Source organism: Pseudomonas cichorii, assembly GCF_018343775.1.
Classification (GTDB): domain Bacteria; phylum Pseudomonadota; class Gammaproteobacteria; order Pseudomonadales; family Pseudomonadaceae; genus Aquipseudomonas; species Aquipseudomonas cichorii.
The window spans coordinates 372,518-397,044 of record NZ_CP074349.1; the positions used below are offsets into that span (position 1 = coordinate 372,518).

Below are 24,527 nucleotides of genomic sequence, written 5' to 3' on the forward strand. Positions count from 1 at the left end.
ATGCCAGTAAAAACGCGGGCATGAAAAAGGCCTCCCGAAGGAGGCCTCATTTACGCCATTACCGCTGGCGCGACTGGATCAGCAGCTGTAGTACAGCTCGTATTCCAGTGGGTGTACGAAAGTACGTACCTTGATTTCTTCTTCGCTTTTCAGCTCGATGTAAGCGTCGATGAAGTCGTCGCTGAAAACGCCGCCTTTGGTCAGGAACGCACGACCTTTGTCCAGCTCTTCCAGGGCTTCTTTCAGGCTGCCGCAAACTTGTGGAATGCCTTTGGCCTCTTCTGGCGGCAGGTCATACAGGTTTTTGTCAGCTGCATCGCCAGGGTGGATCTTGTTCTGGATGCCGTCCAGGCCAGCCATCAACAGTGCGGCGAACGCCAGGTACGGGTTGGCTGCCGGATCCGGGAAGCGGGCTTCGATACGACGGCCGCGTGGGCTGGAGACGTAAGGAATACGGATCGAGGCGGAACGGTTACGAGCCGAGTAGGCCAGCATGACCGGAGCTTCGAAACCTGGGACCAGACGCTTGTAGGAGTTGGTCGACGGGTTGGTGAAGCCGTTCAGGGCCTTACCATGCTTGATGATACCGCCGATGAAGTACAGGGCGGTGTCGGACAGGCCGGCATAGCCTTCGCCCGCGAAGGTGTTCTTGCCATCTTTGGCGATGGACATGTGAACGTGCATACCCGAACCGTTATCGCCGTACAGAGGCTTGGGCATGAAGGTAGCGGTGCGACCGTAAGCGTCGGCAACGTTGTGCACGACATACTTGAGGGTCTGAACTTCGTCAGCCTTGGCAACCAGGGTGTTGAACTTCACGCCGATTTCGTTCTGGCCGGCAGTTGCCACTTCGTGGTGGTGAACTTCGACGACCTGACCCATTTCTTCCAGTGCGTTGCACATGGCAGTACGGATTTCGTGGTCGTGGTCGACCGGTGGAACCGGGAAGTAGCCGCCTTTGATACCTGGACGGTGGCCTTTGTTGCCGCCTTCCACGTCCTGGTCAGACATCCACGAGCCTTGTTCGGAGAAGATCTTGAACATGGAGCCGGAGATGTCGGACTTGTACTTGACCGAATCGAAGATGAAGAATTCTGGCTCCGGACCAACGAATACGGTGTCACCGATACCGGTGGACTTCAGGTATTCCTCGGCGCGGTGGGCGATGGCGCGTGGGTCGCGGTCATAGCCTTGCATGGTCGAAGGTTCGATGATGTCGCAGACCAGGATCAGGGTCGGCTCTTCGGTGAACGGGTCCAGAACTGCGGAGCTGTCGTCCGGCAGCAGGATCATGTCGGAGGCTTCGATACCTTTCCAGCCTTCAATGGAGGAACCGTCGAACATCTTGCCGACTTCAAAGAAGTCGTCGTCCAGCGCATCGCGAGCTGGCATGGTGACGTGTTGCTGCTTGCCTTTGGTGTCAGTGAAGCGCAGATCAATCCATTTAACGTCATGATCTTTGATGAGTTGAACCGACTTCGACATGGTGTCCTCCGGGTGGCTAGGGCCTGGTTATGGTTGTGGCCCCTTAAATTTGGGTGATGCCGGCGCAGATACTCTGCCAAGGCAACCTGCCTCACAAGGGAGCAAATTGCATGCCAGTGCCCCGTGTTGGGTTTTTTGCCCCAAACAAGGCCTTTTCGGGGGCGAAAATGGATTTATCGGCAAAATGACGCACTGTTGTGGTGCTTAAAAATGCCGCGACGTGCCTTTTTAGTGCGCTGATGATTGGTAGTACGATAACTGGTTAAACCTTGAGCAATTTCCGCTATAATCCGCGCCCCCCTTTTTCGGCCGGCACCTCACGTACCGTTTCCATGAAACTAATCGTCAAAGTTTTTCCCGAAATCACCATCAAAAGCCCGCCGGTGCGCAAGAAGTTCATCCGCCAGCTGGCCAAGAACATTCGTACCGTGCTCCGTGAACTGGACGCGGACATTGTCGTGGGTGGCGTATGGGACAACCTTGAGGTCGAAACACGGCTGACCGATCCAAAGGTCCTGCAGGGCATCACCGAGCGCCTGAGCTGTATGCCGGGCATTGCCAATTTCCTGCAGGTTGCCGAATACCCGCTGGGTGATCTGGATGACATCGTTGCCAAGTGCAAGATGCATTACGGCGACCTGCTGCCGGGCAAGATGTTTTCCGTGCGCTGCAAGCGTGCGGGGCGGCACGATTTCAGCTCCATGGACGTCGAGAAGTACGTCGGCAGCCAGTTGCGCCAGCAATGCGGTGCCGCGGGTATCGAGCTGCGCAAGCCCGAACTCGTGGTGCGCATGGAAATTCGCGACCAGCGTCTGTTTGTCATTCATGACCAGCACACTGGCATGGGTGGTTATCCGCTGGGCGCGCTTGAACAGACACTGGTGCTGATGTCCGGTGGTTTCGACTCGACCGTGGCGGCCTACCAGATCATGCGTCGTGGCCTGATGGCGCACTTCTGCTTCTTCAATCTGGGTGGTCGTGCCCATGAGCTGGGTGTGATGGAAGTCGCCCACTTCATCTGGAAGAAGTACGGCAGCTCCCAGAGAGTGCTGTTTGTAAGCGTACCTTTCGAAGAAGTTCTGGGAGAAATTCTGCAGAAAGTCGATAACAGTCATATGGGTGTAGTTTTGAAGCGTATGATGTTGCGCGCTGCCTCATCTGTTGCCGACCGTCTCGAAATTGATGTGCTGGTGACGGGGGAAGCGATTTCGCAGGTGTCCAGCCAGACGCTGCCCAATCTGTCGGTCATCGACTCGGCCACCGACAAACTTGTGCTGCGACCTCTGATTGCCAGCCACAAGCAGGATATCGTCGATCTGGCGACTGAAATCGGCACGGCCGACTTCGCCCGGCACATGCCTGAATATTGCGGGGTGATTTCGGTCAACCCCAAGACCAACGCCAAGCGTAATCGCGTTGAGTATGAAGAGAAGCAGTTCGACATGGCTGTTCTCGAGCGAGCGCTCGAACGTGCCAGGCTGGTGACCGTCGATCGGGTGATCGACGATCTGAGCCAGAATGTCGAAATAGAAGAAGTCAGCCAGGCGCTGGCCGGTCAGGTCGTCATCGACATCCGTCATCCGGATGCCCAGGAAGATCAGCCGTTGCAAGTGCCGGGCGTAGAGATACAGACGCTGCCGTTCTATGCATTGAACAGCCGCTTCAAGGAACTGGATAACACGCGCCAGTACCTGTTGTATTGCGACAAAGGCGTCATGAGTCGCCTGCATGCTCACCATCTGCTCAGTGAGGGGCATGCCAATGTGCGCGTTTATCGACCGAGCTAAGTGCCCGGGGCTGTTTGCCTGTGGCTTGCGTCACCGGCCCCCCGACACCAGTCGTCAAGCCGTAACGGCTTTTGCCGACTCAATGTTAATTGCTGCCTGACCACAGTCAGCTCACCGAATCCTCTGATCGAGATACACAAGTGATCGAAAATCTACGTAACATCGCCATCATTGCTCACGTTGACCATGGCAAAACCACCCTGGTAGACAAACTGCTGCGTCAGTCCGGCACTCTGGAGCGTAACGAGCTCAACGACGAGCGCGTCATGGACTCCAACGACCAGGAGAAAGAGCGCGGTATTACCATTCTCGCGAAGAACACCGCGATCAACTGGAACGGCTACCACATCAACATCGTGGACACCCCGGGCCACGCCGACTTCGGCGGTGAAGTAGAGCGCGTGATGTCGATGGTTGACTCCGTTCTGCTGCTGGTTGACGCTCAAGACGGCCCTATGCCGCAAACCCGTTTCGTGACCAAGAAGGCTTTCGAAGCCGGCCTGCGTCCAATCGTGGTCATCAACAAGGTTGACCGTCCAGGCGCGCGTCCTGACTGGGTTCTGGACCAGATCTTCGACCTGTTCGACAACCTGGGCGCCACCGAAGAACAGCTGGACTTCAAAGTCGTCTACGCCTCGGCCCTGAACGGTATTGCCGGTCTGGACCACACCGACATGGCTGAAGACATGACCCCGCTGTACCAGTCGATCGTCGACAACGTACCTGCGCCGTCTGTTGACCGTGACGGTCCGTTCCAGATGCAGATCTCCGCTCTGGACTACAACAGCTTCCTGGGTGTTATCGGTGTTGGCCGTATCGCTCGTGGTCGCGTCAAGCCGAACACTCCGGTTGTAGCGGTCAGCGCCGACGGCAAACGCCGTAACGGTCGTATCCTGAAGCTGATGGGTCACCACGGTCTGCATCGCATCGACGTTGAAGAAGCTGCAGCTGGCGACATCGTTTGCATCAGCGGTATGGATTCGCTGTTCATCTCCGACACCCTGTGCGACCCGCTGAACGTGGAAGCAATGGTGCCGTTGACCGTTGACGAACCTACCGTTTCGATGACCTTCCAGGTCAACGACTCGCCTTTCTGCGGTAAAGAAGGCAAGTTCGTCACCAGCCGTAACATCAAGGAGCGTCTGGACAAAGAGCTGCTGTACAACGTTGCTCTGCGCGTTGAAGAAGGCGACTCGGCTGACAAGTTCAAGGTTTCCGGCCGTGGTGAGCTGCACCTCTCGGTTCTGATCGAAACCATGCGTCGCGAAGGCTTCGAAATGGCCGTAGGTCGTCCGGAAGTGATCATCCGTCTGGTTGACGGCGTGAAACATGAACCGTACGAAAACGTCACCATCGACCTGCCGGAAGATGCACAAGGCTCGATCATGGAGCAAATGGGTCTGCGTAAAGGCGACCTGACCAACATGGTCCCGGATGGCAAGGGCCGTGTTCGCCTTGAGTACAACATCCCGGCTCGTGGCCTGATCGGTTTCCGTAACGAGTTCCTGACCCTGACCTCCGGTGCAGGCATCCTGACCTCGATCTTCGACCGTTACGACGTGATGAAGTCTGGCGACATGTCCGGCCGTCAGAACGGCGTTCTGGTTTCGGTTGAAACCGGCAAGGCACTGACCTACTCCCTGGAAACCCTGCAAGCGCGCGGCAAGCTGTTTGTTGAGCACGGTCAGGAAATCTACAACGGTCAGATCGTTGGTCTGAACAGCCGTGACAACGACCTGGGCGTCAACCCTACCAAGGGCAAGAAGCTCGACAACATGCGTGCTTCGGGTAAAGACGAAACCATCGCTCTGGTTCCACCTGTTCGTTTCACTCTGGAACAGGCTCTGGAATTCATCCAGGACGACGAGCTGTGCGAAGTCACTCCAAAGTCGATCCGTCTTCGCAAGAAGATCCTCGACGAAAGCGAGCGTACCCGCGCTGCCAAGAAAGCCAAGGCTTGATATCTAGCCCCGGCTGAATGAAAACGCCCCCGGTCGAAAGGCCGGGGGCGTTTTTTTATGCCGGGTGTCTGGCGCTGGTGGTGGGAGCGAAAGCTGTTGATCAGAACTTCAGGGGGACGCGGCCTGAATTCGAGTTCAGCGCGCCGCTGTTCTGGCGCTCGACGGCCTTGGGCTTGTACGCGCAATACCCTGGGCGCGGGCCGATCTTCGGGTGGTTGCGGCAGGTGTCCGGGCGCTTTTCATAGATGGTGCACAGGCGGCTCTTGCGATCCAGATACAGGCAGTCGTTGTTGCTCATGCGCTGCAAGGTGAAGATCCCGGACTTCTGGTTGAAGCGCTCGACGATCCCTTCTTTCTGCAGGCGTTTGGCGATGTTCTTGGCGGGCTCGTCTTTCTCGAACTCGTCAACGATGCCGATGCGGATCAGATCCTTGATCTTCACTTCTACCGGCAAGGTGCAACAGCTGGAAATGCAGCCACCGCACATATGGCTGGAGTACTTGGCCCAGGTATCGAGACGGTCGATCTCTGCGGCTGCGATCAAGGTGGATTTCATTTCGGTTCAGGCTTCCGGGTGTATCGGGCGCGCGATCATACCGGGGCTTGCGGGTTTAGCGTAGGCAAAAATGAGTGAAGCGACTGCCGGTGCCCCTCTTGAACGGTGGTGGGAGGAGCCTTGGCCGCGACGGCATCACGCGATCCGGGAGTTGGCCAGATTCTCGATCTGCTCCTGCCGTTCGGCCTGGCTCAATTTTGCGCCGGGGTTGAGCGATGACCATTGCGGATGTGCCCGCGCCTTGTGCACGGCATCGGGAAGTTTGCCTTCGCGCCAGGCCTTGTCCTGAGGCTCGCTCACGTCGATGCTGTCCATCGCCGCATGGCCCCTCACGTCCAGTGCCTGTAACAGGTGTTGTTGTCGGAGCGCGAGCAGTCGCAGCACTGCATCGTCTACGGTCAGTTCCCGTTGCCCCTTGAGTTTGCCCAGCAACCGTCCGCCATAACTGCGGGCGGTTTGCAGTGCGCCCCCCGCAATGGCACCGACCAGTGCCGCTGCCCCCAGAGTGATGCCGCCGACCAGCAGGTCGACGCCGGCTCCGGCCGCAGCACCTGCCGCCACGCCGCCGCCGACACGTACGCCCAGTTGCTTGAGGGTTTCTGGGTTGAACAGGTCGTCGCCCCAGCGACCATCCAGTAACGGCAAGTCGGCCGCCGAGGCGTCCTGGGTGCGGAAGGCATACAGCTTGAGCAGCGCTTCGACGCAACGTTGTTCACGCTGGCGAATGGCTTTGCGCAGTTCTTCGATAGCTTTCTGTTCCTGCTGCGCATCGGTGTCCACGCTGCGCCGACAGGCTGCGCAATCAATCAGCATCTCTGCAATCAGCCGCGCCGCGCTGTGCCGTCGGGCCTTGCGCTGGGCCTGTTGGTCCTCGATCAGGCGCTCCAGTTGCGGGCGGGCGCTTTCCATCATCAGCGCCAGGCTTTCATAAAGCCGACGCTCACCATCTTCCGGCGGCGCCACGCTGTCGAAGCGCACCAGCGCATGGAGGCCAAGACGCGAAAGCGCCTCGCGCCAGTCCGGCTCGCGCTGTTGCGGGCTGCTGACGAAATTCAATACCGGCAGCAACGGTTTTCCACAGCTTGCCAGTACCGCCAGCTCATCACGGTATTTGGACAGAATCGGTTCTCGGGCATCGATCACGTACAGGCCAGCGTCCGAGTCGAGCAACTGACGCAATACCTTGGCCTCCTGCTCGAAGCGCTGGCGTGCCTCGCTGCTCTCCAGAAAACGCGCCAGTCGCGCCGGGCCGTCCAGTCGTTCGCCGGGACGATCCAGGCGCTCAAGGTAGTCAAGCAGGGCAATGGCATCTTCCAGGCCCGGCGTATCGTAAAGCTCAAGCAGAGCCTGACCTTCGACCGACAGACGCGCACCTTCTACATGACGTGTAGTGCTGGGGCGATGGGAAACTTCACCGAATCCGATGTCACGGGTCAGGGTGCGCAGCAATGAGGTCTTGCCGACATTGGTATGGCCTACGACCGCCAGCTTGAGTGCGCGAGGTTTGTTCAGCTCAGTCATTGCCTGTCTCCAGCCAGTTCACCAGCGAACCCTCGCTCCACGTCAGCTCCAGTTGCTGCAGGGCGGCGTGCCAGTCATTGAGACGTTGCGGGTCAAGCGTCTGACCGACTGGCGCGGGTAATAGCCAGATACGGGTCAGGCCGGCGTACCTGGCCAGTTCGGCAATCAATGCCAGGCTGCCGCGATCCGGCGAGCGGCGCGGGTCGCATGCAATGAGCAGTCGTGCCGGTGGGTAGTGAGTCAGTTGCTCCAGCAGCTTCTGCCGGGATTCGCGGCTATCGAGCACACCTGCATCCGCTACGCCCGTCGGCAGTTGTGGAGGCCATGGGTACTGATCGTCCAGCTCGATGGCGACCAGCAAGGCGCCTTCACTGTTGGCAGTACCCGCGTTGGGTTGTATCCGATGCAGCTGCGGCGGCGCGGCATCGTTGACGCCCAGGCGCTCGCTGCTGGGCATCAGGCGTTCGCGCAACTGCTGGTAGCCGGGCAATTCCAGATCCAGCTTCAGGGTTGCGCGTCCACGCCTCCAGCGCCACAGGCAGAACAGCGCCAGGATCAGGCGTGGCACGATGCCGAAGACCAGCAGGATGCCCACCAGCCAGGAAGCCCAGGCCTGTCGGGCATTTTCCAGGCTCAGTACGCCATTGCCGCTGGCGCGGATCATCAACTCATCGGGCGTGCTGAAACCCAGCATGGCCGGGATGATGCCCAGTGTCTGCGTCAGGCTGACGAAGGTTTCGCTGCCCAGAATGGTGGTTTCCCAGACAAAGCCGTAGCGCCGCGTCGCCATCAGCATCAACAGCATGACCATGGCGCTGAGCAAGGCAACCAGCCACATGCTGTTGACCAGCAAGCCAAGTGCCCAGCGATTGAGGCGTTGGCGTTGCAGCAGCACAATCAGTGCAGGAGCCAGTTGGGCGGCCTGTGCGTCGCGAGCGAGTTTTTCGCTGGCCCACAGCCAGAGCCGGCCCAGGCCCGAACTGCTGCGCCCGGTGAATATCAGTCCCAGCGCCCAACTGATCAGCAGCACCAGATTCAGCCCGAGCAGACTGCCCAATGCCCAGAACACATTGACCGGTGCCTGTCCGTTGCCCATGGCTGCAAAGGCCAGGCCCGCGCCGCTGAAAACCGCGATGACGATCAGTGCGATCAGTGCCAGGCGTGCGCCTTGCTTCCAGTGATGCAGGGCGCTGACCATGCCGTCACGTTCGGCCAGCCACAGGGCGCGCAGCTTGATCCGGCTGTTCAGGTCGCCTTCTGCGGCGCGGGCGCGGCGGTTGGCTTCCTGGTCGTCAAGGAGGCCTGCCTGTTCTTCTCGCAGGCGTACAGCTTCGGTCAGCCAGAGGGTATCGAGTGGGGTCAGAGCAGTCACACAGCGTCTCTTCGATGAATTAAGCACAAAGCATAACCGTTGCGGTGAAGCTTAGGGCCTATGTGGTGTCTATCAGTTCCGTTGCTCTGTTATTCTCGCGGCCATGAAAAAACATCTCCCTCTCAGCCTGATTGCCGCCCTCGGTGAAAACCGGGTGATCGGCGTCGACAATTCCATGCCCTGGCATTTGCCGGGGGATTTCAAGTATTTCAAGGCCACGACCCTTGGCAAGCCGATCATCATGGGTCGCAAGACCTGGGATTCCCTGGGCCGGCCACTGCCCGGTCGCCTGAATCTGGTGGTCAGTCGTCAGGCTGATCTGCAGCTTGAAGGCGCTGAAGTCTTTGCTTCCCTGGAAGCCGCCGTGGTGCGCGCCGAGCAATGGGCGCAGGAGCAGGGCGTTGATGAAGTGATGCTCATCGGTGGTGCCCAGCTCTATGCACAGGGCTTGCCTGATGCCGACCGGCTTTACCTCACCCGCGTGGCGCTGAGCCCTGAAGGCGATGCTTGGTTTCCGGAGTTCGATGCCGCTGAATGGGCGCTGGTATCCGAGAATCCGATCCCGGCGCAGGATGACAAGCCGGCCTACAGTTTTGAGGTCTGGGAGCGGCGCTAAGCTGTGTTCGCGGGTGATTCGTTCCTGTGCGACGGGAATGAACCGCTCGTGACGAGCGCGTAACTGTCACAAAAATGTCGCAATCAAATATCCCTGTCGCGAACCAATGCGCACATGACGCCGTCAGAACACGCGGGGTCGTTCACGCACGAAAATCGTAACACCACTTTGCTACGGTCGGCCCTATACATTTATCAGGGGAAACCATAGATGAAGTTCGCACCAAAAATACTCGCCGCTGCTCTGTGCCTGGGTCTGGCCAGCCAGGCTTTCGCCACTGATCTGAAACACTGGCCGGAGCCTGCCGCCAAGGCGCTGGACACCATGATCGCTGCCAACGCCAACAAGGGTAATTACGCAGTTTTTGATATGGACAACACCAGCTATCGCTTCGACCTCGAAGAGTCGCTGCTGCCGTACATGGAAAACAAGGGGCTGATCACCCGCGAGAAGCTGGACCCGTCCCTGAAGCTGATTCCGTTCAAGGACACCGCCGACCACAAGGAAAGCCTGTTCAGTTACTACTACCGCCTTTGCGAACTGGATGACATGGTCTGCTACCCCTGGGTGGCGCAAGTGTTTTCCGGCTTCACCCTCGCTGAGCTGAAAGGTTACGTCGACGAGCTGATGGCATCAGGCAAGCCGATCCCGGCGACCTACTACGAGGGCGATGCGGTCAAGAAGCTCGATGTCGAGCCGCCACGAATCTTTACCGGGCAGAAAGAGCTTTTCAACAAGCTGATGGAAAACGGCATTGAGGTTTATGTCATGACCGCCGCTTCCGAAGAGCTGGTGCGGATGGTCGCCTCCGATCCCAAGTATGGCTACAACGTCAAACCGCAGAATGTCATTGGCGTGACCATGTTGCTCAAGGACAGAAAAACCGGCGAGCTGACCACTGCCCGCAAGCAGATCACCGCGGGTAAATACGACGAGAAGAGCAACCTTGGTCTTGAGCTGACGCCTTATCTATGGACCCCGGCCACCTGGATGGCGGGCAAGCAGGCGGCAATCCTGACGTACATCGACCAATGGAAGAAACCGGTCCTGGTGGCTGGCGATACGCCAACCAGCGACGGCTACATGTTGTTCCATGGTGTGGACGTCAACAAAGGCGGCGTACACCTGTGGATCAATCGCAAGGACAAGTACATGAAGCAGATGGAAGGCATGATCAAGAGCAACGCCGAAGCTCAGGCCAAGGAAGGTTTGCCGGTGACTGCCGACAAGAACTGGGTGATCGTCAAGCCTGACGAGATTCAGTAAGGGGAAGTGTAGCTATAAGCTGCAAGCCATAAGCCGCAAGCTTTTGACTTGCAGCTTTTGACTTGTAGCTTGCAGCTTTTATGGCACCAATTTGTCCAGCAGTGCCTTGTCACGTACAGCGCCTTTGTCGGCGCTGGTGGCCAGCAGGGCGTAGGCCTTGAGGGCGGTGGTCACTTTGCGTGGGCGCACTTCCACAGGCTTCCAGCCTTTCTTGTCCTGTTCCGCACGACGCGCAGCCAGCTCTTCATCGCTGACCAGCAGGTTGATCGAGCGGTTCGGGATGTCGATCAGCACTTTGTCGCCATCGCGTACCAGGCCGATTGCGCCGCCTGCAGCCGCTTCCGGTGAAGCGTGGCCGATGGAGAGGCCCGAGGTGCCACCCGAGAAACGACCATCGGTCAGCAGGGCACAGTCTTTGCCCAGGCCTTTGGATTTCAGGTACGACGTCGGGTACAGCATTTCCTGCATGCCCGGGCCGCCTTTCGGGCCTTCGTAACGGATGATCACGATGTCGCCAGCTTTCACTTCGTCGGCGAGGATGCCGCGCACAGCGCTGTCCTGGCTCTCGAAGATCTTGGCGTTGCCTTCGAAGACATGGATCGACTCGTCCACGCCAGCGGTCTTCACCACGCAGCCATCCAGCGCGATGTTGCCGTACAGCACGGCCAGACCGCCTTCCTGGGAGTAGGCATGCTCGACACTGCGGATGCAGCCGTTTTCACGGTCGTCGTCCAGGCTCGGCCAGCGGGTCGACTGGCTGAAGGCCGTTTGCGTCGGGATGCCTGCCGGGCCTGCCTTGAAGAAGGTGTGCACGGCTTCGTCGTCAGTCTGGGTGATGTCCCATTTGGCGATGCCTTCGGCCAGGGTCTTGCTGTGTACGGTCGGCAGGTCGGTATGCAGCAGGCCGCCACGGGCCAGCGAGCCCAGAATGCTGAAGATGCCGCCTGCTCGGTGTACATCTTCCATGTGGTACTTCTGGATGTTCGGCGCAACCTTGCACAGCTGCGGAACGTTGCGCGACAGACGGTCGATATCGCGCAGATCGAAATCGATTTCGGCTTCCTGGGCTGCGGCCAGCAAATGCAGGATGGTGTTGGTGGAACCGCCCATGGCGATGTCCAGCGTCATGGCGTTTTCAAACGCCTTGAAGTTGGCGATATTGCGCGGCAGAACCGACTCATCGTTGTTGCCGTAATACTGCTTGCACAGCTCGACGATGGTGCGGCCGGCTGTCAGGAACAGTTGCTCGCGGTCGCTGTGGGTTGCCAGTGTCGAGCCGTTACCCGGCAATGCCAGGCCCAGCGCTTCGGTCAGGCAGTTCATCGAGTTGGCAGTGAACATACCTGAGCATGAACCGCAGGTCGGACAGGCGCTGCGCTCGTACTCGGCGACTTTTTCGTCACTGGCGGTGGAGTCGGCCGCGATGACCATGGCGTCGACCAGATCCAGGCCGTGGCTGGCCAGTTTGGTCTTGCCGGCTTCCATCGGGCCGCCGGACACGAAGATCACCGGGATATTGAGGCGCAACGACGCCATCAGCATGCCAGGGGTGATCTTGTCGCAGTTGGAGATACAGACGATGGCGTCGGCGCAGTGGGCGTTGACCATGTATTCCACGGAGTCGGCGATGATCTCGCGGCTCGGCAGCGAATACAGCATGCCATCGTGACCCATGGCGATACCGTCATCCACGGCGATGGTATTGAATTCCTTGGCCACGCCGCCAGCGCGTTCGACTTCACGAGCGACCAGTTGGCCCATGTCCTTGAGGTGGACATGCCCTGGTACGAACTGGGTGAACGAGTTGGCGATGGCGATGATCGGTTTCTTGAAATCTTCGTCCTTCATGCCGGTGGCGCGCCACAAGGCACGTGCGCCGGCCATGTTGCGGCCGTGGGTGGACGTTTTCGAGCGGTAATCAGGCATTGGAGCACTCCGGCAAAACAGGCTAATCAGTAAGGGGAGTGAGCTTCTATTGACGCTACACGCAAACGGCAGTGACCGGACGCAGCGAAGAAACCGAACACCACGGGATCACCGTGCACTCGGCCTGAGCTCATAAACCCGCCGGGGGATGACTGGCGATGAATAGCGTCGATTCTACACGGGTCGGAGCGTAGTTGGCATGAATGAAGGTGTTACTGCTCAGAATGTCGTTGATGCGCCTGGAGGGGTAAGAGCTGGCACATGGCCGTAAGGTTATTCAGCTGTGTCTGTAAGGCAGTTCTGAAGGCGGATGGTGTGGATTTTTTGATCCAAATGCCTCGGCAGTGGGGAGCGTCATCGCCTTTGGATTTCGGGTAGCGATCATTGGCCAGTTTATGATCAGTAGCGGATTTAAAGCTGCAACCCGCGATCGAGTTGTTCAACTGATGGAAAGTGGCTCTCTTTAGCGCCAAGAGAGCCACTATGGTTTAGCTATTAGGCAGCAACCGGCAGGTAATGCTCTTGATGTAGCGGGTTTCGGCGATTGCCGGGTGGACCGGATGATCCGGGCCTTGTGCGCCGCGCTCCAGCAACTGGATGTTGCGGTCCAGGTGGCGGGCGCTGGTCAGGAGGATGTTCTGCAGGTCGTCCTCTGGCAGGTGCATGGAGCACGAGGCGCTGACCAGGATGCCGTCCTTGCTGAGCAGGCGCATGGCCTGTTCGTTCAGGCGGCGATAGGCACCTTCACCGTTTTTCAGGTCTTTCTTGCGTTTGATGAACGCGGGCGGGTCGGCCACGATCACGTCGAAACGTTCTTCGCCGGCTTTCAGTTCTTTCAGGGCTTCAAACACGTCGCCTTCAATGCAGGTGATCTTTTCGGCGAAGCCGTTCAGGGCAGCGTTGCGCTCCACGCCGTCCAGGGCAAAGCCCGAGGCGTCGACGCAGGTGACTTCGCTGGCGCCAAAAGCACCAGCCTGGATACCCCAGCCGCCGATGTAGCTGTACAGGTCGAGTACGCGCTTGCCTTTGACGTAAGGGGCCAGACGGGCGCGGTTCATGCGGTGGTCGTAGAACCAGCCGGTTTTCTGACCCTGCATGACAGGGGCCTCGAACTTCACGCCGTTCTCTTCCAGTGCAACCCACTCCGGCACTGCGCCATATACGGTTTCGACATAGCGGTTCAGGCCTTCGGCGTCACGGGCAGCCGAGTCGTTCTTGAACAGAATGCCGCTAGGCTTGAGCACCTGCACCAGGGCGGCGATCACGTCTTCCTTGTGGTGCTCCATGGTGGCCGAGGCCAACTGCACTACGAGGATGTCGTCGAAACGATCGACCACCAGGCCCGGCAGCAAGTCCGAGTCGCCGTAGACCAGGCGATAGAACGGTTTGTCGAACAGGCGATCACGCAGGGACAGTGCCACGTTCAGGCGATGAACCAGCAGCGACTTGTCCAGCGGCAGCTTGATGTCCCGTGACAGCAGGCGGGCGCAGATCAGGTTGTTGGGGCTCATGGCGACGATACCCAGTGGCTTGCCGCCAGCGGCTTCGAGCAACGCCTGATCACCTGCTGCAAAACCGTGCAGTGGGGTGGCGGCTACATCGATTTCATTGCTGTAGACCCACAAGTGGCCGGCGCGCAGGCGACGGTCGGCGTTGGCTTTGAGGCGCAGGCTAGGCAGGGACATGACGTCGCTCCGGAAAAAAGAGCGGGATTATAGCCTGTGATTGGGTTATTGGAGGGGCATCCCGTCAATTAACCTCATCAATCGAGGTAAATGATGAAACTTGGCTAAAGTCATAGCCTTCTGCCCACGAGCGGGTGGACCGATTCTCATTAAGCGGGCAGAATCCTTGTATGGCCTTGAGTAAATTTCTATGTCCGAAGAGTTGACCCCCGAGCAGATCCAGCAAGCCCTTCAGGGTATCAGCGTACCTCCGCAGCCTCAGATCATGGTGGATCTGCAGATGGAGCAGTACATGCCTGATCCTGATCTGGCGGTGATTGCGCGGTTGATTTCCCAGGACCCGGGGCTTTCCGGCGCATTGCTCAAGATCGTCAACTCTCCGCATTACGGTCTGTCCAACAAGATTGCATCGATACAGAAAGCCGTGAATCTGCTGGGTAGCCGCACCGTCATCAACCTGATCAACGCACAGTCGATCAAGGGCGAGATGAGCGACGAAACCATCGTGACGCTCAATCGTTTCTGGGACAGTGCCCAGGACGTGGCAATCACCAGTCTGACCCTGGCCAAGCGAATCGGCTCACAAACCGTGGACGAATCCTACGCGCTGGGTCTGTTTCATGACTGCGGGATTCCGCTGATGCTCAAGCGTTTTCCGGATTACATGCCGGTGCTGGAAGAGTCTTACGCCAAGGCCGGTCCCGATTGGCGGATCGTGGATACCGAAAACAGCAAGTTCGACACCAACCATGCCGTTGTCGGCTATTTCACTGCCAAGTCCTGGCGTTTGCCAGAACATGTCTGCAATGCCATCGCCAACCACCACAATGCCCTGGCGATCTTCGAGGATGATACGAGCCGCAATGCCGCGCTCAAGAATCTCCTGGCTCCCCTGAAAATGGCCGAGCATATCTGTGAGTCCTCCCGGGTACTGGGCAATCAGGACGAAGACCACGAGTGGAACAGCATCGGTCATCTGGTGCTGGACTATGTCGGTCTGTCCGAGTACGACTTTGAATACCTCAGGGAAAGCATTCGCGAGCTGGGCGCCAACTGATTCTGCCCGCTGCCGGTTTTCCTCTTTTGCCTCTCCGAGTTATCCATGCCTGAATTACCTGAAGTCGAAACCACGCGCCGTGGCATTGCGCCCCATCTGGAAGGGCAGCGTGTCAGCCGCGTGATCGTGCGGGACCGGCGTTTGCGCTGGCCCATCCCCGAAGACCTCGATGTACGCCTTTCCGGGCAGCGTATCGTGGAAGTCGGCCGACGGGCCAAATACCTGCTGATCCAGGCCGAAGTCGGAACGCTCATCAGCCATCTGGGGATGTCAGGTAACCTGCGACTGGTCGAAGCTGGCCTGCCTGCGCTCAAGCATGAGCATGTGGATATCGAACTGGAGTCCGGTCTGGCGTTGCGCTATACCGATCCGCGCCGTTTCGGTGCCATGCTCTGGAGCCTTGAGCCCCACAGCCACGAGCTTCTGGTTCGACTGGGGCCGGAGCCACTGACGGATCTGTTCGACGGTGAGCGCCTGTACGAGCGCTCCCGAGGCAAGTCCATCGCGGTGAAGCCTTTCATCATGGATAACGCGGTGGTGGTCGGCGTGGGCAATATTTATGCGACCGAAGCGCTGTTTGCTGCCGGTATCGACCCGCGACGCGAGGCCAAGGGCATTTCCCGGGCGCGCTATCTGAAGCTGGCTGTCGAGATCAAGCGCATCCTGGCCTACGCCATCGAACGCGGCGGCACGACCTTGCGCGACTTCATCGGTGGTGACGGCAAACCTGGCTATTTCCAGCAGGAGCTTTTTGTCTACGGCCGTGGTGAGCAGCCATGCAAGGTGTGCGGCACGACCTTGCGTGAGGTCAAGCTGGGGCAGCGGGCAAGCGTTTACTGCCCCAAATGCCAGACCTGATCCTCAATACTTGAAATACTGCGCCGCTTGCTTAAGCCCCAGTGCTGTTTATAGTTATCAGCATTCCAACCTGCGACACCTGAAGGACCAAGCCATGCGCCCGTTTCGTATTATTGCCGCCACCTTGACCCTGCTTGTCGGGTTACAGGCTTTACCTGCCGTGGCTGCCGAGCTGCCTCCAGGCAGTGGTGACCCGGTCTACAGCATCCAGACCCCGCCAGCTTTCGCCATGATCGGCGACCTGATCATCGCCCGGCCATTGCTGATTGCCGCGACCATCATCGGCACGGGTCTGTTCGTGATTGCTGCACCTTTCGCCGCCGCGGGCGGCAACCTGGGCGCAACGGGCAAGGCGCTGGTGGTCGATCCTGGCAAGGCCGCATTCGTCAGGTGCCTGGGCTGCACCGGCGATGGATATGGCAAGCAGGAATGATGCAGAGCGCTTTTGTCACCAGCCTTTGAACGCTATGCCTTGCCGGTGATGAGGCGATATTTGGTCATCAGCTCGTCTTTGCTTTCGACACGATTCTCGTCCAGCGGAATGCAATCCACAGGACAGACCTGCTGGCATTGAGGCTCGTCGTAATGACCGACGCATTCGGTGCACAGGTTCGGGTTGATCACGTAGATCTCCTCACCCTGTGAAATGGCCTCGTTCGGGCACTCGGGTTCGCAGACGTCGCAGTTGATGCAATCGTCAGTGATGATAAGGGACATGAAACACTCCAGCCGCGGGGTGTCCCGGGGCGTATGAAAACCAATGCGGCGAATTGTGCCGCATTAGCGCCTTCGATGCACCTCGACGTTACGAGCGTTTGAAGCGATCGGTCAGTGCCTGGGCCACGGCCGGGTGCACGAACTTGTTGATATCACCGCCCAGCGCAGCGATTTCACGGACCAGCGTCGAAGAAATGAATGAATAACGTTCCGACGGAGTGAGAAACAGACTCTCGACGTCCGGTGCCAGTTGTCGGTTCATGTTGGCCAACTGGAATTCATACTCGAAATCCGAAACCGCGCGCAGGCCGCGCAGAAATACGTTGGCGTTCTGCTCCTTGGCAAACTGGGCAAGCAAGGTCGAAAAGCCTACGACTTCGACGTTGGGCAGGTGTTTGGTGACTTCTCGTGCCAGCTCTACACGCTGTTCCAGAGGGAACAGCGGGTTTTTCTTCGGGCTGGCAGCAACGGCAATGACCACTTGGTCGAACAGGCGCGAGGCGCGTTCGACCAGATCGCCGTGGCCCTTGGTGATAGGGTCGAAGGTTCCTGGGTACAACACTCGGTTCATCGCGTCGTCCTGGTCGGAGTCCGGTTGGGGACTCGGATGTTATCGCAGCCGCCCCGGTGGGCCAAGTCGAGGTGTAGCCAGTGAGGCTTTATTGTGCCGATTATCGGCGATTTTTTATCAGGCTGATGGCATCTCAATGGCCATCAGCATGGCTCTATTCAGCGCAGGAACACCTTGTAGACCAGTCTCTGAATGGCCTTACCGTACGGCGGGTAAATTAAGCGCGCCGCGTTGAAGCGTTGCTTGATAAACACGCTTTTGGCCTGGCTGAAGGTCAGAAAACCTTCCCGACCATGGTAATGGCCCATACCTGAAGGGCCGACGCCCCCGAAGGGCAAGTCGTCCTGAGCCGCATGCATCAGCGTATCGTTCAGGCAGACGCCGCCGGAATGAGTCTGTTCCAGCACTTTTTGCTGCTCGGCTTTGTTGTAGCCGAAGTAGTAAAGCGCCAGCGGACGAGGGCGCTGATTGATATAGGCAAAGGCTTCATCGAGATCCCTGTAGGGCACGATAGGCAGCAACGGCCCGAAAATCTCATCCTGCATGACCAGCATGTCATCGCTGACGTTGAGCAAGAGACTGAACGGCATGCGCTGCGCCTGCCCCTGATCGTACAGGGCGATTACCTCAGCGCCTTTGCTGGCGGCGTCTTCCAGATAGTGATTCAGTCGCGCCAATTGTCGCTGATTGATGATCGCCGTGTAATCCGGGTTGTCAGCAAGTGTAGGGTAAAAGCCCTGGACCGCCTGCCTGTAGGCTTCGACGAAACCCTGCACCCGATCCTGCGGCACCAGTACGTAGTCCGGTGCGATGCAGGTCTGCCCGGCATTCAAGGTCTTGCCGAACGCAATGCGCTCGGCGGCGTCCTTGAGTGGGACATCCCGGGACACAATCACGGGAGATTTGCCGCCCAGTTCCAGAGTGACCGGCGTCAGGTTTTCGGCTGCAGCACGCATGACATGCTTGCCGATGCTGGTCGCGCCGGTAAACAGAAGGTGATCGAACGGCAGTCTGGAGAAGGCCATGCCCACATCGGCTTCGCCCAGCACCACAGCGATCAGGTCTTCGGGAAAGATCCGGGCGAACAGGCGCTTGAGCAGGTTGCCCGTGGCAGGTGTGGATTCGCTGAGCTTGAGCATCACCCGATTGCCGGCAGCCAGGGCGCCAATCAGCGGGCCGATGGCCAGGAACAGTGGGTAGTTCCAGGGCACGATAACCCCGACCACGCCCAAAGGCTGATACACCACTTTGGCCGAGGCAGGCTGAAAGGCCAGGCCCACATGGCGGCGCGAGGGTTTCATCCAGCGCTTGAGCCGTTTGCGCGCATCCCGGATGCCTAGCAAGCTTGGCAGCAACTCGGCCAGCAGGGTTTCGTCGGCGCTGCGGTGGCTGAAGTCGCTGCTGATGGCGTCGATCAATGCCTGACGGTGGTCGCTGAGCAGTTCACCCAGGCTTTTGAGCCACTGCGAGCGTTGTGCTGCCGAGGGCATCGGGTTGGCTGCGAACGCCTGGCGCTGTAGAGCGAACGTGTGTTCCAGTTCGCTGGAAAAAGAGGGGGCGTCAGGCATTTGGGGCGTTCCTTGCTGGATTTTTCGAGTGTTTTAGAGCTGTTGCTCTATAAAGTCAAATGGCCTGTGTCCCCCTTGTCCCTTAGGTTTCACGCACATCACTGCATCTATGCCGACCGCTTGCGCTACCATTCCCTACCAACATACCTGAGGGATCGAGCTGAGTATGGCTCCACGTATCAAAACCCGTGAACGTATCGTGCAGGTCAGTCTGGAGCTGTTCAATCAGCAGGGTGAGCGTAGCGTAAGCACCAATCACATTGCCGCGCACATGGAAATTTCTCCGGGTAATCTCTACTACCACTTTCCCAACAAGCAGGCGATCATCGCCTCGCTGTTCAACGAGTATGAAGCGTTGGTGGATGGTTTTCTGTTTCCTCCCAAGGGGCGGCAGTTGACGGTTGAAGACAAGCGTAGCTATTTGCTGGCGATACTCGACGGCATGTGGCGTTACCGGTTCCTGCACCGCGACCTTGAGCACCTGCTGGCTTGCGATCCGGAAATGGCGACCCGCTATCGGCGTTTTTCTCAGCGTTCCCTGACCCAGGCCATGGCGATTTACAGTGCTTTCGTCGAGGCGGGTGTCCTGAACATGGACAAGGCGCAGGTTGAATCGCTGACCCTCAATACCTGGATCATCCTCACCTCCTGGGTGCGTTTCCTGTGCACCACACGTGAACATTCCACGCACTTGAACGAAGATGCCATTCGACGCGGTGTCTATCAGGTGCTTATGCTTGAGTATGGCTACATCAGCGCCGAGGCCCGTGAAGAATTCAGTGCCTTGTGCGCTGCTTTTTATACGGCCCTGCCCAAGGTGCTGGGGGAAGTCGGCTGAGAGCAATCGTCAGCACCCACTATTCGCTTTTCTGCTTACAGGAGTGAGTCATGTCCATCGCGCAACTGATCAGCCCTCAGCAATTGGCGGCCCGCCAGCGAGAGCGCGGGCTGGTGATTCTCGATTGCCGCTTTGCCCTGGAAGATCCCGATTACGGGCAGCGCAGTTACGCTCAGGGTCATATCGATCGTGCGTCTTTCGCGGATCTGGAGCGTGACCTCAGTGGTCCTGTCACCAAGGGCAAGACCGGACGCCATCCCTTGCCGGACCCTGAAGCGCTGTTGCGGCGCTTTCAAGCCTGGGGCATCAACCCGGACAGCGAAATCGTGCTCTATGACGACGGTCCCGGAGCCTTTGCGGCACGTGCCTGGTGGTTGCTGGCTTGGCTGGGCAAGCGCGAGGGTGTCTACCTGCTCGATGGCGGTCTGAAAGCATGGCATGGCGCTGGCCTGCCGCTGAGCCTGGATGCGCCGGGCAATAAACCCGGTACGTTCACCGGCGAGCCCGATATGTCCCTGGTGCTCAATGCCAGCCGTTTGCAGGGCCGTCTCGGGCGGCCGGAACTGACGCTGATCGATGCGCGCGCCGAAGCCCGTTTTCGGGGTGAAGTGGAGCCCATTGACCCGGTTGCCGGACATATTCCGGGTGCGCAGTGCGTCGCCTTCAATGAAAACCTGGGGCCTGACGGACGCTTTCTGCCTGCCGATCAGCTCAGGCAGCGCTTTGCCGAGACGCTACAGGATCGCTCGCCGAAGGATCTGGTCGCCTACTGCGGTTCAGGTGTGACGGCCTGTCATAACCTGTTTGCCCTGTGCCTTGCAGGTTACCCACTGGGTACGCTGTATGCCGGGTCATGGAGCGAGTGGATTACCGATCCGGCCCGTGAGGTTGCGACGGGGGCATGACCCTGTCGCCAGCAAGCTGCTTCCCACAAGGGCTGGTTTCTATCGTGGGATTCATCCGCGAGCAGCCTTGTCGCGCTCATACGCCATGCCCAGCCACAGCGGGATGCGACGCTCCAGATAATAACCGGGGTTTTTCAGCGAGCCATCGACAAACCCCACATGCCCGCCCTTGGCCTGCAACTCGAACTCCGTGCAGTCTGAAAGCTCGTGGGGTTCGGGCAGGCTGTGGATAAAGACAAAAGGGTCGTCCGCGGCCTGGATGATCAGTGTCGGTGTGCGAATCTGGCCCAGAAAATACCGGCTCGACGCCCGGCGATAATAGTCTTCGGCATTGGCAAAACCATGCAGGGGCGCCGTTACCCGGCCATCGAAATCCCAGAAAGTGCGCATATTCTCCAGCGAGCCCAGGGCGGCCAGCTCTGCCAGCCCTTCGCTCATCCCTTCATGCTGGAAGCGTCGTTGCTTGTCCCGGATGTAGGCCAGCATTTCACGCATGAAGTGCCGTTGATAGACCTTGGAAAAGCCCTGGCCGATACGGTTGGCGCACTCGTCCAGCCGGAATGGCACCGAGACGGCCACCGCGCCCAGCAGCCCGCTCTCTGTGCCGGATTCGCCCAGATGCTTGAGCAGAACGTTGCCGCCCAGTGAATAACCCACGGCGTAAAGTGGCGCCAGAGGGCGCAAGGCTCGCAGGTGGGCAATGACTTCAGCCAGGTCTTCGCTGGCACCGGAGTGGTAACTGCGCGACAACAGATTCGGCTCACCGGAACAGCCGCGCCAGTTCAGCGCCACGCTGGCCCAGCCTTGGGAAGCCATTGCCTTTTGCAGGCCTGCCACATAAGGCGAATTCGACGAGCCGGTCAGCCCGTGCAGGACCAGCACCAGTGGCGCATCGGCCTCATGGGGGCCATGCCAGTCCATATCGAGAAAGTCCCCGTCCTCCAGCCACATGCGCTCCCGCGTACGGGCAAGCAGGGTTCGTTTGCGCCACAGCGGTCCCCACAAGGTTTGCAGGTGCGGATTACCCAGGCCTGAAGCCGGGACGAAACGGTTTGCCGAGGATGGGTGCAGAGGGCTGGCTGACACGGTCTTGCTCATCAATGAATGCAGAGACGTACGTTGCCATTAAGTGGTGCGAGATGTAAGAGGTTTTTGGCTGAGTGGCTTGAGAATGCGCTCCTGCAGCAGGAGCGCATTCATCTGCGAGAGGGCCGTCAGAACAGGTCGATCGGCGCCGACTCGTCTGCTGGCAGCGGGCTGCCCGGTACGCTGCCGCCCAGTTCGTTCACGCTTGGAGGCGTGTCTTCGCTCTTGAACAGCTCGAAGAACGCATTGGGCGTGCTCGGGGTCGCGGCTCGGCCACTGACAGGGTCGACCCGCAGGCTGAGAATGCCATCCGGTTCGGCCTGTTGATGCGGCGGCTTGTCCTTGAGGGCTGCGCTCATGTAGTCCATCCAGATCGGCAGGGCTACAGTACCGCCAAACTCGTGGCGTCCGAGGCTTTCCGGCTGGTCGAAGCCCGTCCAGACCGTTGTCACGTAATCCGCGTTATAGCCGGAGAACCATGCATCCTTGGATTCGTTGGTCGTACCGGTCTTGCCCGCGATATCCGGCCGGTTCATGGACAGTGCGCGACGCCCTGTGCCGCGCTTGATCACATCCTGCAGCATGCTGTTGAGGATGTAGGTCGTGCGGCTGTCGACAATGCGCTCTGCAACCACGGGTGCCTGTGGCTCGGTGGCGGAGGCCGGTGACGTGGTGGTCAGGCCCGGACTGTCATGGATCGCAAAGGTCGAGGTGTTGGCGGCTGCCTTGGCCTCTGTCGCCGGAACGCTGGCCGGATTGGCCAGGAACAGCGTCTGACCGTCACGGTTTTCGATCTTCTGGATCAGGTACGAGCTGACCTTGTAGCCGCCATTGGCAAATGCACTCCAGCCGGTGGCGATTTCCATTGGCGTCAGGGTTGCGGTGCCCAGCGCCAGCGACAGGTTGCGCGGCAGGTCCTGCTTGGCGAATCCGAAGCGAGTGATGTAGTCCATGGTGGAGTCGATACCCAGGGCCTGCAGCAGACGGATCGAAACCAGGTTGCGGGACTTGTAAAGAGCCTCGCGCAGCCTGATCGGGCCGAGGAAGGTGTTGGTGTCGTTCTTCGGACGCCATACCTTGTCCAGGTATTCGTCGACGAACACGATAGGCGCATCGTTCACCAAGCTCGAAGCGGTATAACCGTTGTCCAGGGCGGCACTGTAGATGAAAGGCTTGAAGCTCGAACCCGGTTGACGCTTGGCCTGCATGGCGCGGTTGTAATTGCTCTGCTCGAAGGAAAAGCCACCGACCAGCGCACGAATGGCACCATTCTGCGGATCCAGAGAAACCAGAGCGCTTTGAGCGGCGGGAATTTGACTGAATTTCAGCGAGCCGTCTTCCTGACGCAGCAGGCGGACCAGATCGCCGACATGCGCCACGTCAGCCGGTTGACGTGGATTGGCGCCAAGACTGTTGGTGTTCAGGTAAGGGCGAGCCCATTTCATGCTGCTCCACTCGACGTTTTCTTCTTTTTCGCCGTTGCGGGTCAGGACGCGGATGCCGTTTTTATCGACCTGCGTGACGATGGCGGGCTCTACGCCGTTGATCGTGCGCTGTTTGGTCAGTTCCTGAGCCCAGCCGGCAGGCGTCATGCCCGGGAAGCGGCTTTCCGGGCCGCGATAGCCATGGCGCTGGTCGTATTCGATCAGGCCTTGCTGAACAGCCTTGTTGGCGTGCTCCTGAAGATCGCTCGGAACAGTAGTGGTGACGCGGAAACCTTCGGTATAGGCTTCGCTGCCGTAGCGACCGACCATTTCGGCGCGGGCCATTTCGGCGATGTAGGGCGCGTAGACTTCCGGCGTCGGGACGTGGTAGCTGGCGTTGAGGGGCTCGTTGAGAGCGGCCTGATAAGCGTTCTGGTCAATTTTGCCCAAGCGGTACATGCGCCCCAGGATCCAGTCGCGGCGTTCCTTGGCGCGGGTCGGGTTGGCCAGCGGGTTGAAGCGTGAAGGTGCTTTGGGCAGACCGGCAATCATGGCCATTTGCGCAAGGCTTACATCTCTAATCGATTTGCCATAGTAGACTTGCGCCGCAGCCTCGATGCCATAGGCACGGTTGCCCAGGTAGATCTTGTTGACGTACAGCTCAAGGATTTCATCCTTGGTCAGTTGGCGCTCGATTTGCAAGGCAAGGAGAATTTCGGTGGTTTTACGTGAAAAGCTTCTTTCGCTGGTCAGGAAAAAGTTTTTCGCGACCTGCATTGTGATGGTACTGCCGCCTGATTGAATATGGCCGCTTTTCACCAGTTGGGTGGCGGCACGCATCAGGCTGCTTGGATCGACGCCGTAGTGATTGGCGAAGTTGTCGTCTTCGGCCGACAGCAGTGCGTTGATGAAATTGGGCGGGATTTCGGCAAAGCGAATGGGGGTGCGGCGCATCTCGCCAAACTCGGCGATCAGCTTGCCGTCGCTGCTGTAGACGCGCAGGGGAATCTGCAACTGAATGCTCTTCAGCGCTTCGACAGAGGGCAGGTTCGGGCTCAGATAGAGAAATGCACCGCTCAGCGCGAGCAGCAGGCCACAGAATACTGCTACGAGAGACCACCAGATAAACTTCAGCAGGCGTATCAAGGCTTTTGGATTTCCACAAAAAAGAATGGGTTGAGCGCAGGCATTTACAAACGAACACGCCTTGAAGCTTTGTTAAACGAAAAAACCGCCGGGCATTATAAGCATTTTTCGTCTCCAGGCGTGATTTGCGCTACTGTCAAGGCTGTTGACAATGGCACAGGCCAAAAATTACGCCGTAAGTG

General features: G+C 58.8%; 20 protein-coding genes. 9 read left to right on the forward strand and 11 right to left on the reverse strand.

Annotated elements, in window-relative coordinates:
* Positions 1-78: 78 nt before the first annotated feature.
* On the reverse strand, positions 79-1,485 hold the full coding sequence (gene glnA, locus KGD89_RS01755) for a glutamate--ammonia ligase (RefSeq protein ID WP_025258112.1): 1,407 nt from the start codon (positions 1,483-1,485) through the stop codon (positions 79-81).
* 332 nt (positions 1,486-1,817) lie between these two features.
* On the opposite strand from glnA, the gene thiI reads away from it, so the two are divergent.
* A complete protein-coding gene (gene thiI, locus KGD89_RS01760; RefSeq protein WP_025258113.1) occupies positions 1,818-3,272 on the forward strand; it encodes a tRNA uracil 4-sulfurtransferase ThiI in 1,455 nt (484 codons plus the stop codon).
* A 140-nt stretch (positions 3,273-3,412) separates the two neighbouring features.
* Positions 3,413-5,233: a translational GTPase TypA gene (typA, locus tag KGD89_RS01765; protein WP_025258114.1), complete on the forward strand. Its 1,821-nt coding sequence runs from the start codon at positions 3,413-3,415 to the stop codon at positions 5,231-5,233.
* 100 nt (positions 5,234-5,333) lie between these two features.
* Here typA and KGD89_RS01770 read toward each other — a convergent pair whose 3' ends face one another.
* From KGD89_RS01770 to KGD89_RS01780, 3 genes are all read right to left on the reverse strand, one after another.
* A complete protein-coding gene (locus KGD89_RS01770; protein WP_025258115.1) occupies positions 5,334-5,789 on the reverse strand; it encodes a YkgJ family cysteine cluster protein in 456 nt (151 codons plus the stop codon).
* Positions 5,790-5,924: 135 nt separating this feature from the next.
* Positions 5,925-7,310 carry a GTPase/DUF3482 domain-containing protein gene (locus KGD89_RS01775; protein WP_025258116.1) on the reverse strand — a complete coding sequence of 462 codons (1,386 nt, stop codon included), beginning with the start codon at positions 7,308-7,310 and terminating at the stop codon, positions 5,925-5,927.
* Entirely contained in the window at positions 7,303-8,682 is a 1,380-nt protein-coding gene (locus tag KGD89_RS01780; RefSeq protein ID WP_025258117.1) for a DUF2868 domain-containing protein, read from the reverse strand. The genes KGD89_RS01775 and KGD89_RS01780 overlap by 8 nt, the downstream gene beginning before the upstream one ends.
* Positions 8,683-8,785: 103 nt before the next feature.
* On the opposite strand from KGD89_RS01780, the gene KGD89_RS01785 reads away from it, so the two are divergent.
* Positions 8,786-9,298 carry a dihydrofolate reductase gene (locus KGD89_RS01785; RefSeq protein WP_025258118.1) on the forward strand — a complete coding sequence of 171 codons (513 nt, stop codon included), beginning with the start codon at positions 8,786-8,788 and terminating at the stop codon, positions 9,296-9,298.
* A gap of 210 nt (positions 9,299-9,508) precedes the next feature.
* The gene (locus tag KGD89_RS01790) at positions 9,509-10,564 is read left to right on the forward strand and encodes an HAD family hydrolase (protein WP_025258119.1); all 1,056 of its coding nucleotides are present in this window, start codon (positions 9,509-9,511) and stop codon (positions 10,562-10,564) included.
* A 78-nt stretch (positions 10,565-10,642) separates the two neighbouring features.
* On the opposite strand, the gene ilvD is transcribed toward KGD89_RS01790, so the two are convergent.
* Together ilvD and KGD89_RS01800 are read right to left on the reverse strand one after the other, a co-directional pair.
* Positions 10,643-12,490 (reverse strand): dihydroxy-acid dehydratase, encoded by a 1,848-nt coding sequence (gene ilvD, locus KGD89_RS01795; protein ID WP_025258120.1) that lies wholly within the window; start codon positions 12,488-12,490, stop codon positions 10,643-10,645.
* A 488-nt stretch (positions 12,491-12,978) separates the two neighbouring features.
* Positions 12,979-14,175: a class I SAM-dependent rRNA methyltransferase gene (locus KGD89_RS01800; protein ID WP_025258121.1), complete on the reverse strand. Its 1,197-nt coding sequence runs from the start codon at positions 14,173-14,175 to the stop codon at positions 12,979-12,981.
* Positions 14,176-14,365: 190 nt separating this feature from the next.
* On the opposite strand from KGD89_RS01800, the gene KGD89_RS01805 reads away from it, so the two are divergent.
* From KGD89_RS01805 to KGD89_RS01815, 3 genes are all read left to right on the forward strand, one after another.
* A complete protein-coding gene (locus KGD89_RS01805) occupies positions 14,366-15,232 on the forward strand; it encodes an HDOD domain-containing protein (RefSeq protein ID WP_025258122.1) in 867 nt (288 codons plus the stop codon).
* 45 nt (positions 15,233-15,277) lie between these two features.
* The gene (gene mutM, locus KGD89_RS01810) at positions 15,278-16,090 is read left to right on the forward strand and encodes a bifunctional DNA-formamidopyrimidine glycosylase/DNA-(apurinic or apyrimidinic site) lyase (protein WP_025258123.1); all 813 of its coding nucleotides are present in this window, start codon (positions 15,278-15,280) and stop codon (positions 16,088-16,090) included.
* Between the two features lie 94 nt (positions 16,091-16,184).
* Complete coding sequence (locus KGD89_RS01815) at positions 16,185-16,523, forward strand: hypothetical protein (RefSeq protein WP_025258124.1); 339 nt, start codon at positions 16,185-16,187, stop codon at positions 16,521-16,523.
* Positions 16,524-16,555: 32 nt separating this feature from the next.
* Here KGD89_RS01815 and KGD89_RS01820 read toward each other — a convergent pair whose 3' ends face one another.
* The 3 genes from KGD89_RS01820 to KGD89_RS01830 all read right to left on the reverse strand — a co-directional run bounded on the left by KGD89_RS01820 (position 16,556) and on the right by KGD89_RS01830 (position 18,946).
* A complete protein-coding gene (locus tag KGD89_RS01820) occupies positions 16,556-16,807 on the reverse strand; it encodes a YfhL family 4Fe-4S dicluster ferredoxin (protein ID WP_025258125.1) in 252 nt (83 codons plus the stop codon).
* A gap of 88 nt (positions 16,808-16,895) precedes the next feature.
* Positions 16,896-17,378 carry a pantetheine-phosphate adenylyltransferase gene (gene coaD / locus KGD89_RS01825; RefSeq protein ID WP_025258126.1) on the reverse strand — a complete coding sequence of 161 codons (483 nt, stop codon included), beginning with the start codon at positions 17,376-17,378 and terminating at the stop codon, positions 16,896-16,898.
* Positions 17,379-17,536: 158 nt separating this feature from the next.
* A complete protein-coding gene (locus KGD89_RS01830; RefSeq protein ID WP_038399733.1) occupies positions 17,537-18,946 on the reverse strand; it encodes a coniferyl aldehyde dehydrogenase in 1,410 nt (469 codons plus the stop codon).
* A gap of 166 nt (positions 18,947-19,112) precedes the next feature.
* Between KGD89_RS01830 and KGD89_RS01835 the strand changes: the two genes are divergently transcribed.
* Positions 19,113-19,784 carry a TetR/AcrR family transcriptional regulator gene (locus KGD89_RS01835; protein ID WP_025258128.1) on the forward strand — a complete coding sequence of 224 codons (672 nt, stop codon included), beginning with the start codon at positions 19,113-19,115 and terminating at the stop codon, positions 19,782-19,784.
* Between the two features lie 50 nt (positions 19,785-19,834).
* Positions 19,835-20,689 (forward strand): sulfurtransferase, encoded by an 855-nt coding sequence (locus tag KGD89_RS01840; RefSeq protein ID WP_025258129.1) that lies wholly within the window; start codon positions 19,835-19,837, stop codon positions 20,687-20,689.
* A 51-nt stretch (positions 20,690-20,740) separates the two neighbouring features.
* Here the strand turns inward: KGD89_RS01840 and KGD89_RS01845 are convergent, their stop codons facing one another.
* Both KGD89_RS01845 and KGD89_RS01850 read right to left on the reverse strand, forming a co-directional pair.
* Complete coding sequence (locus tag KGD89_RS01845) at positions 20,741-21,787, reverse strand: hydrolase (RefSeq protein WP_025258130.1); 1,047 nt, start codon at positions 21,785-21,787, stop codon at positions 20,741-20,743.
* Positions 21,788-21,903: 116 nt separating this feature from the next.
* A complete protein-coding gene (locus tag KGD89_RS01850; protein WP_371874242.1) occupies positions 21,904-24,342 on the reverse strand; it encodes a penicillin-binding protein 1A in 2,439 nt (812 codons plus the stop codon).
* Positions 24,343-24,527 lie beyond the last annotated feature (185 nt).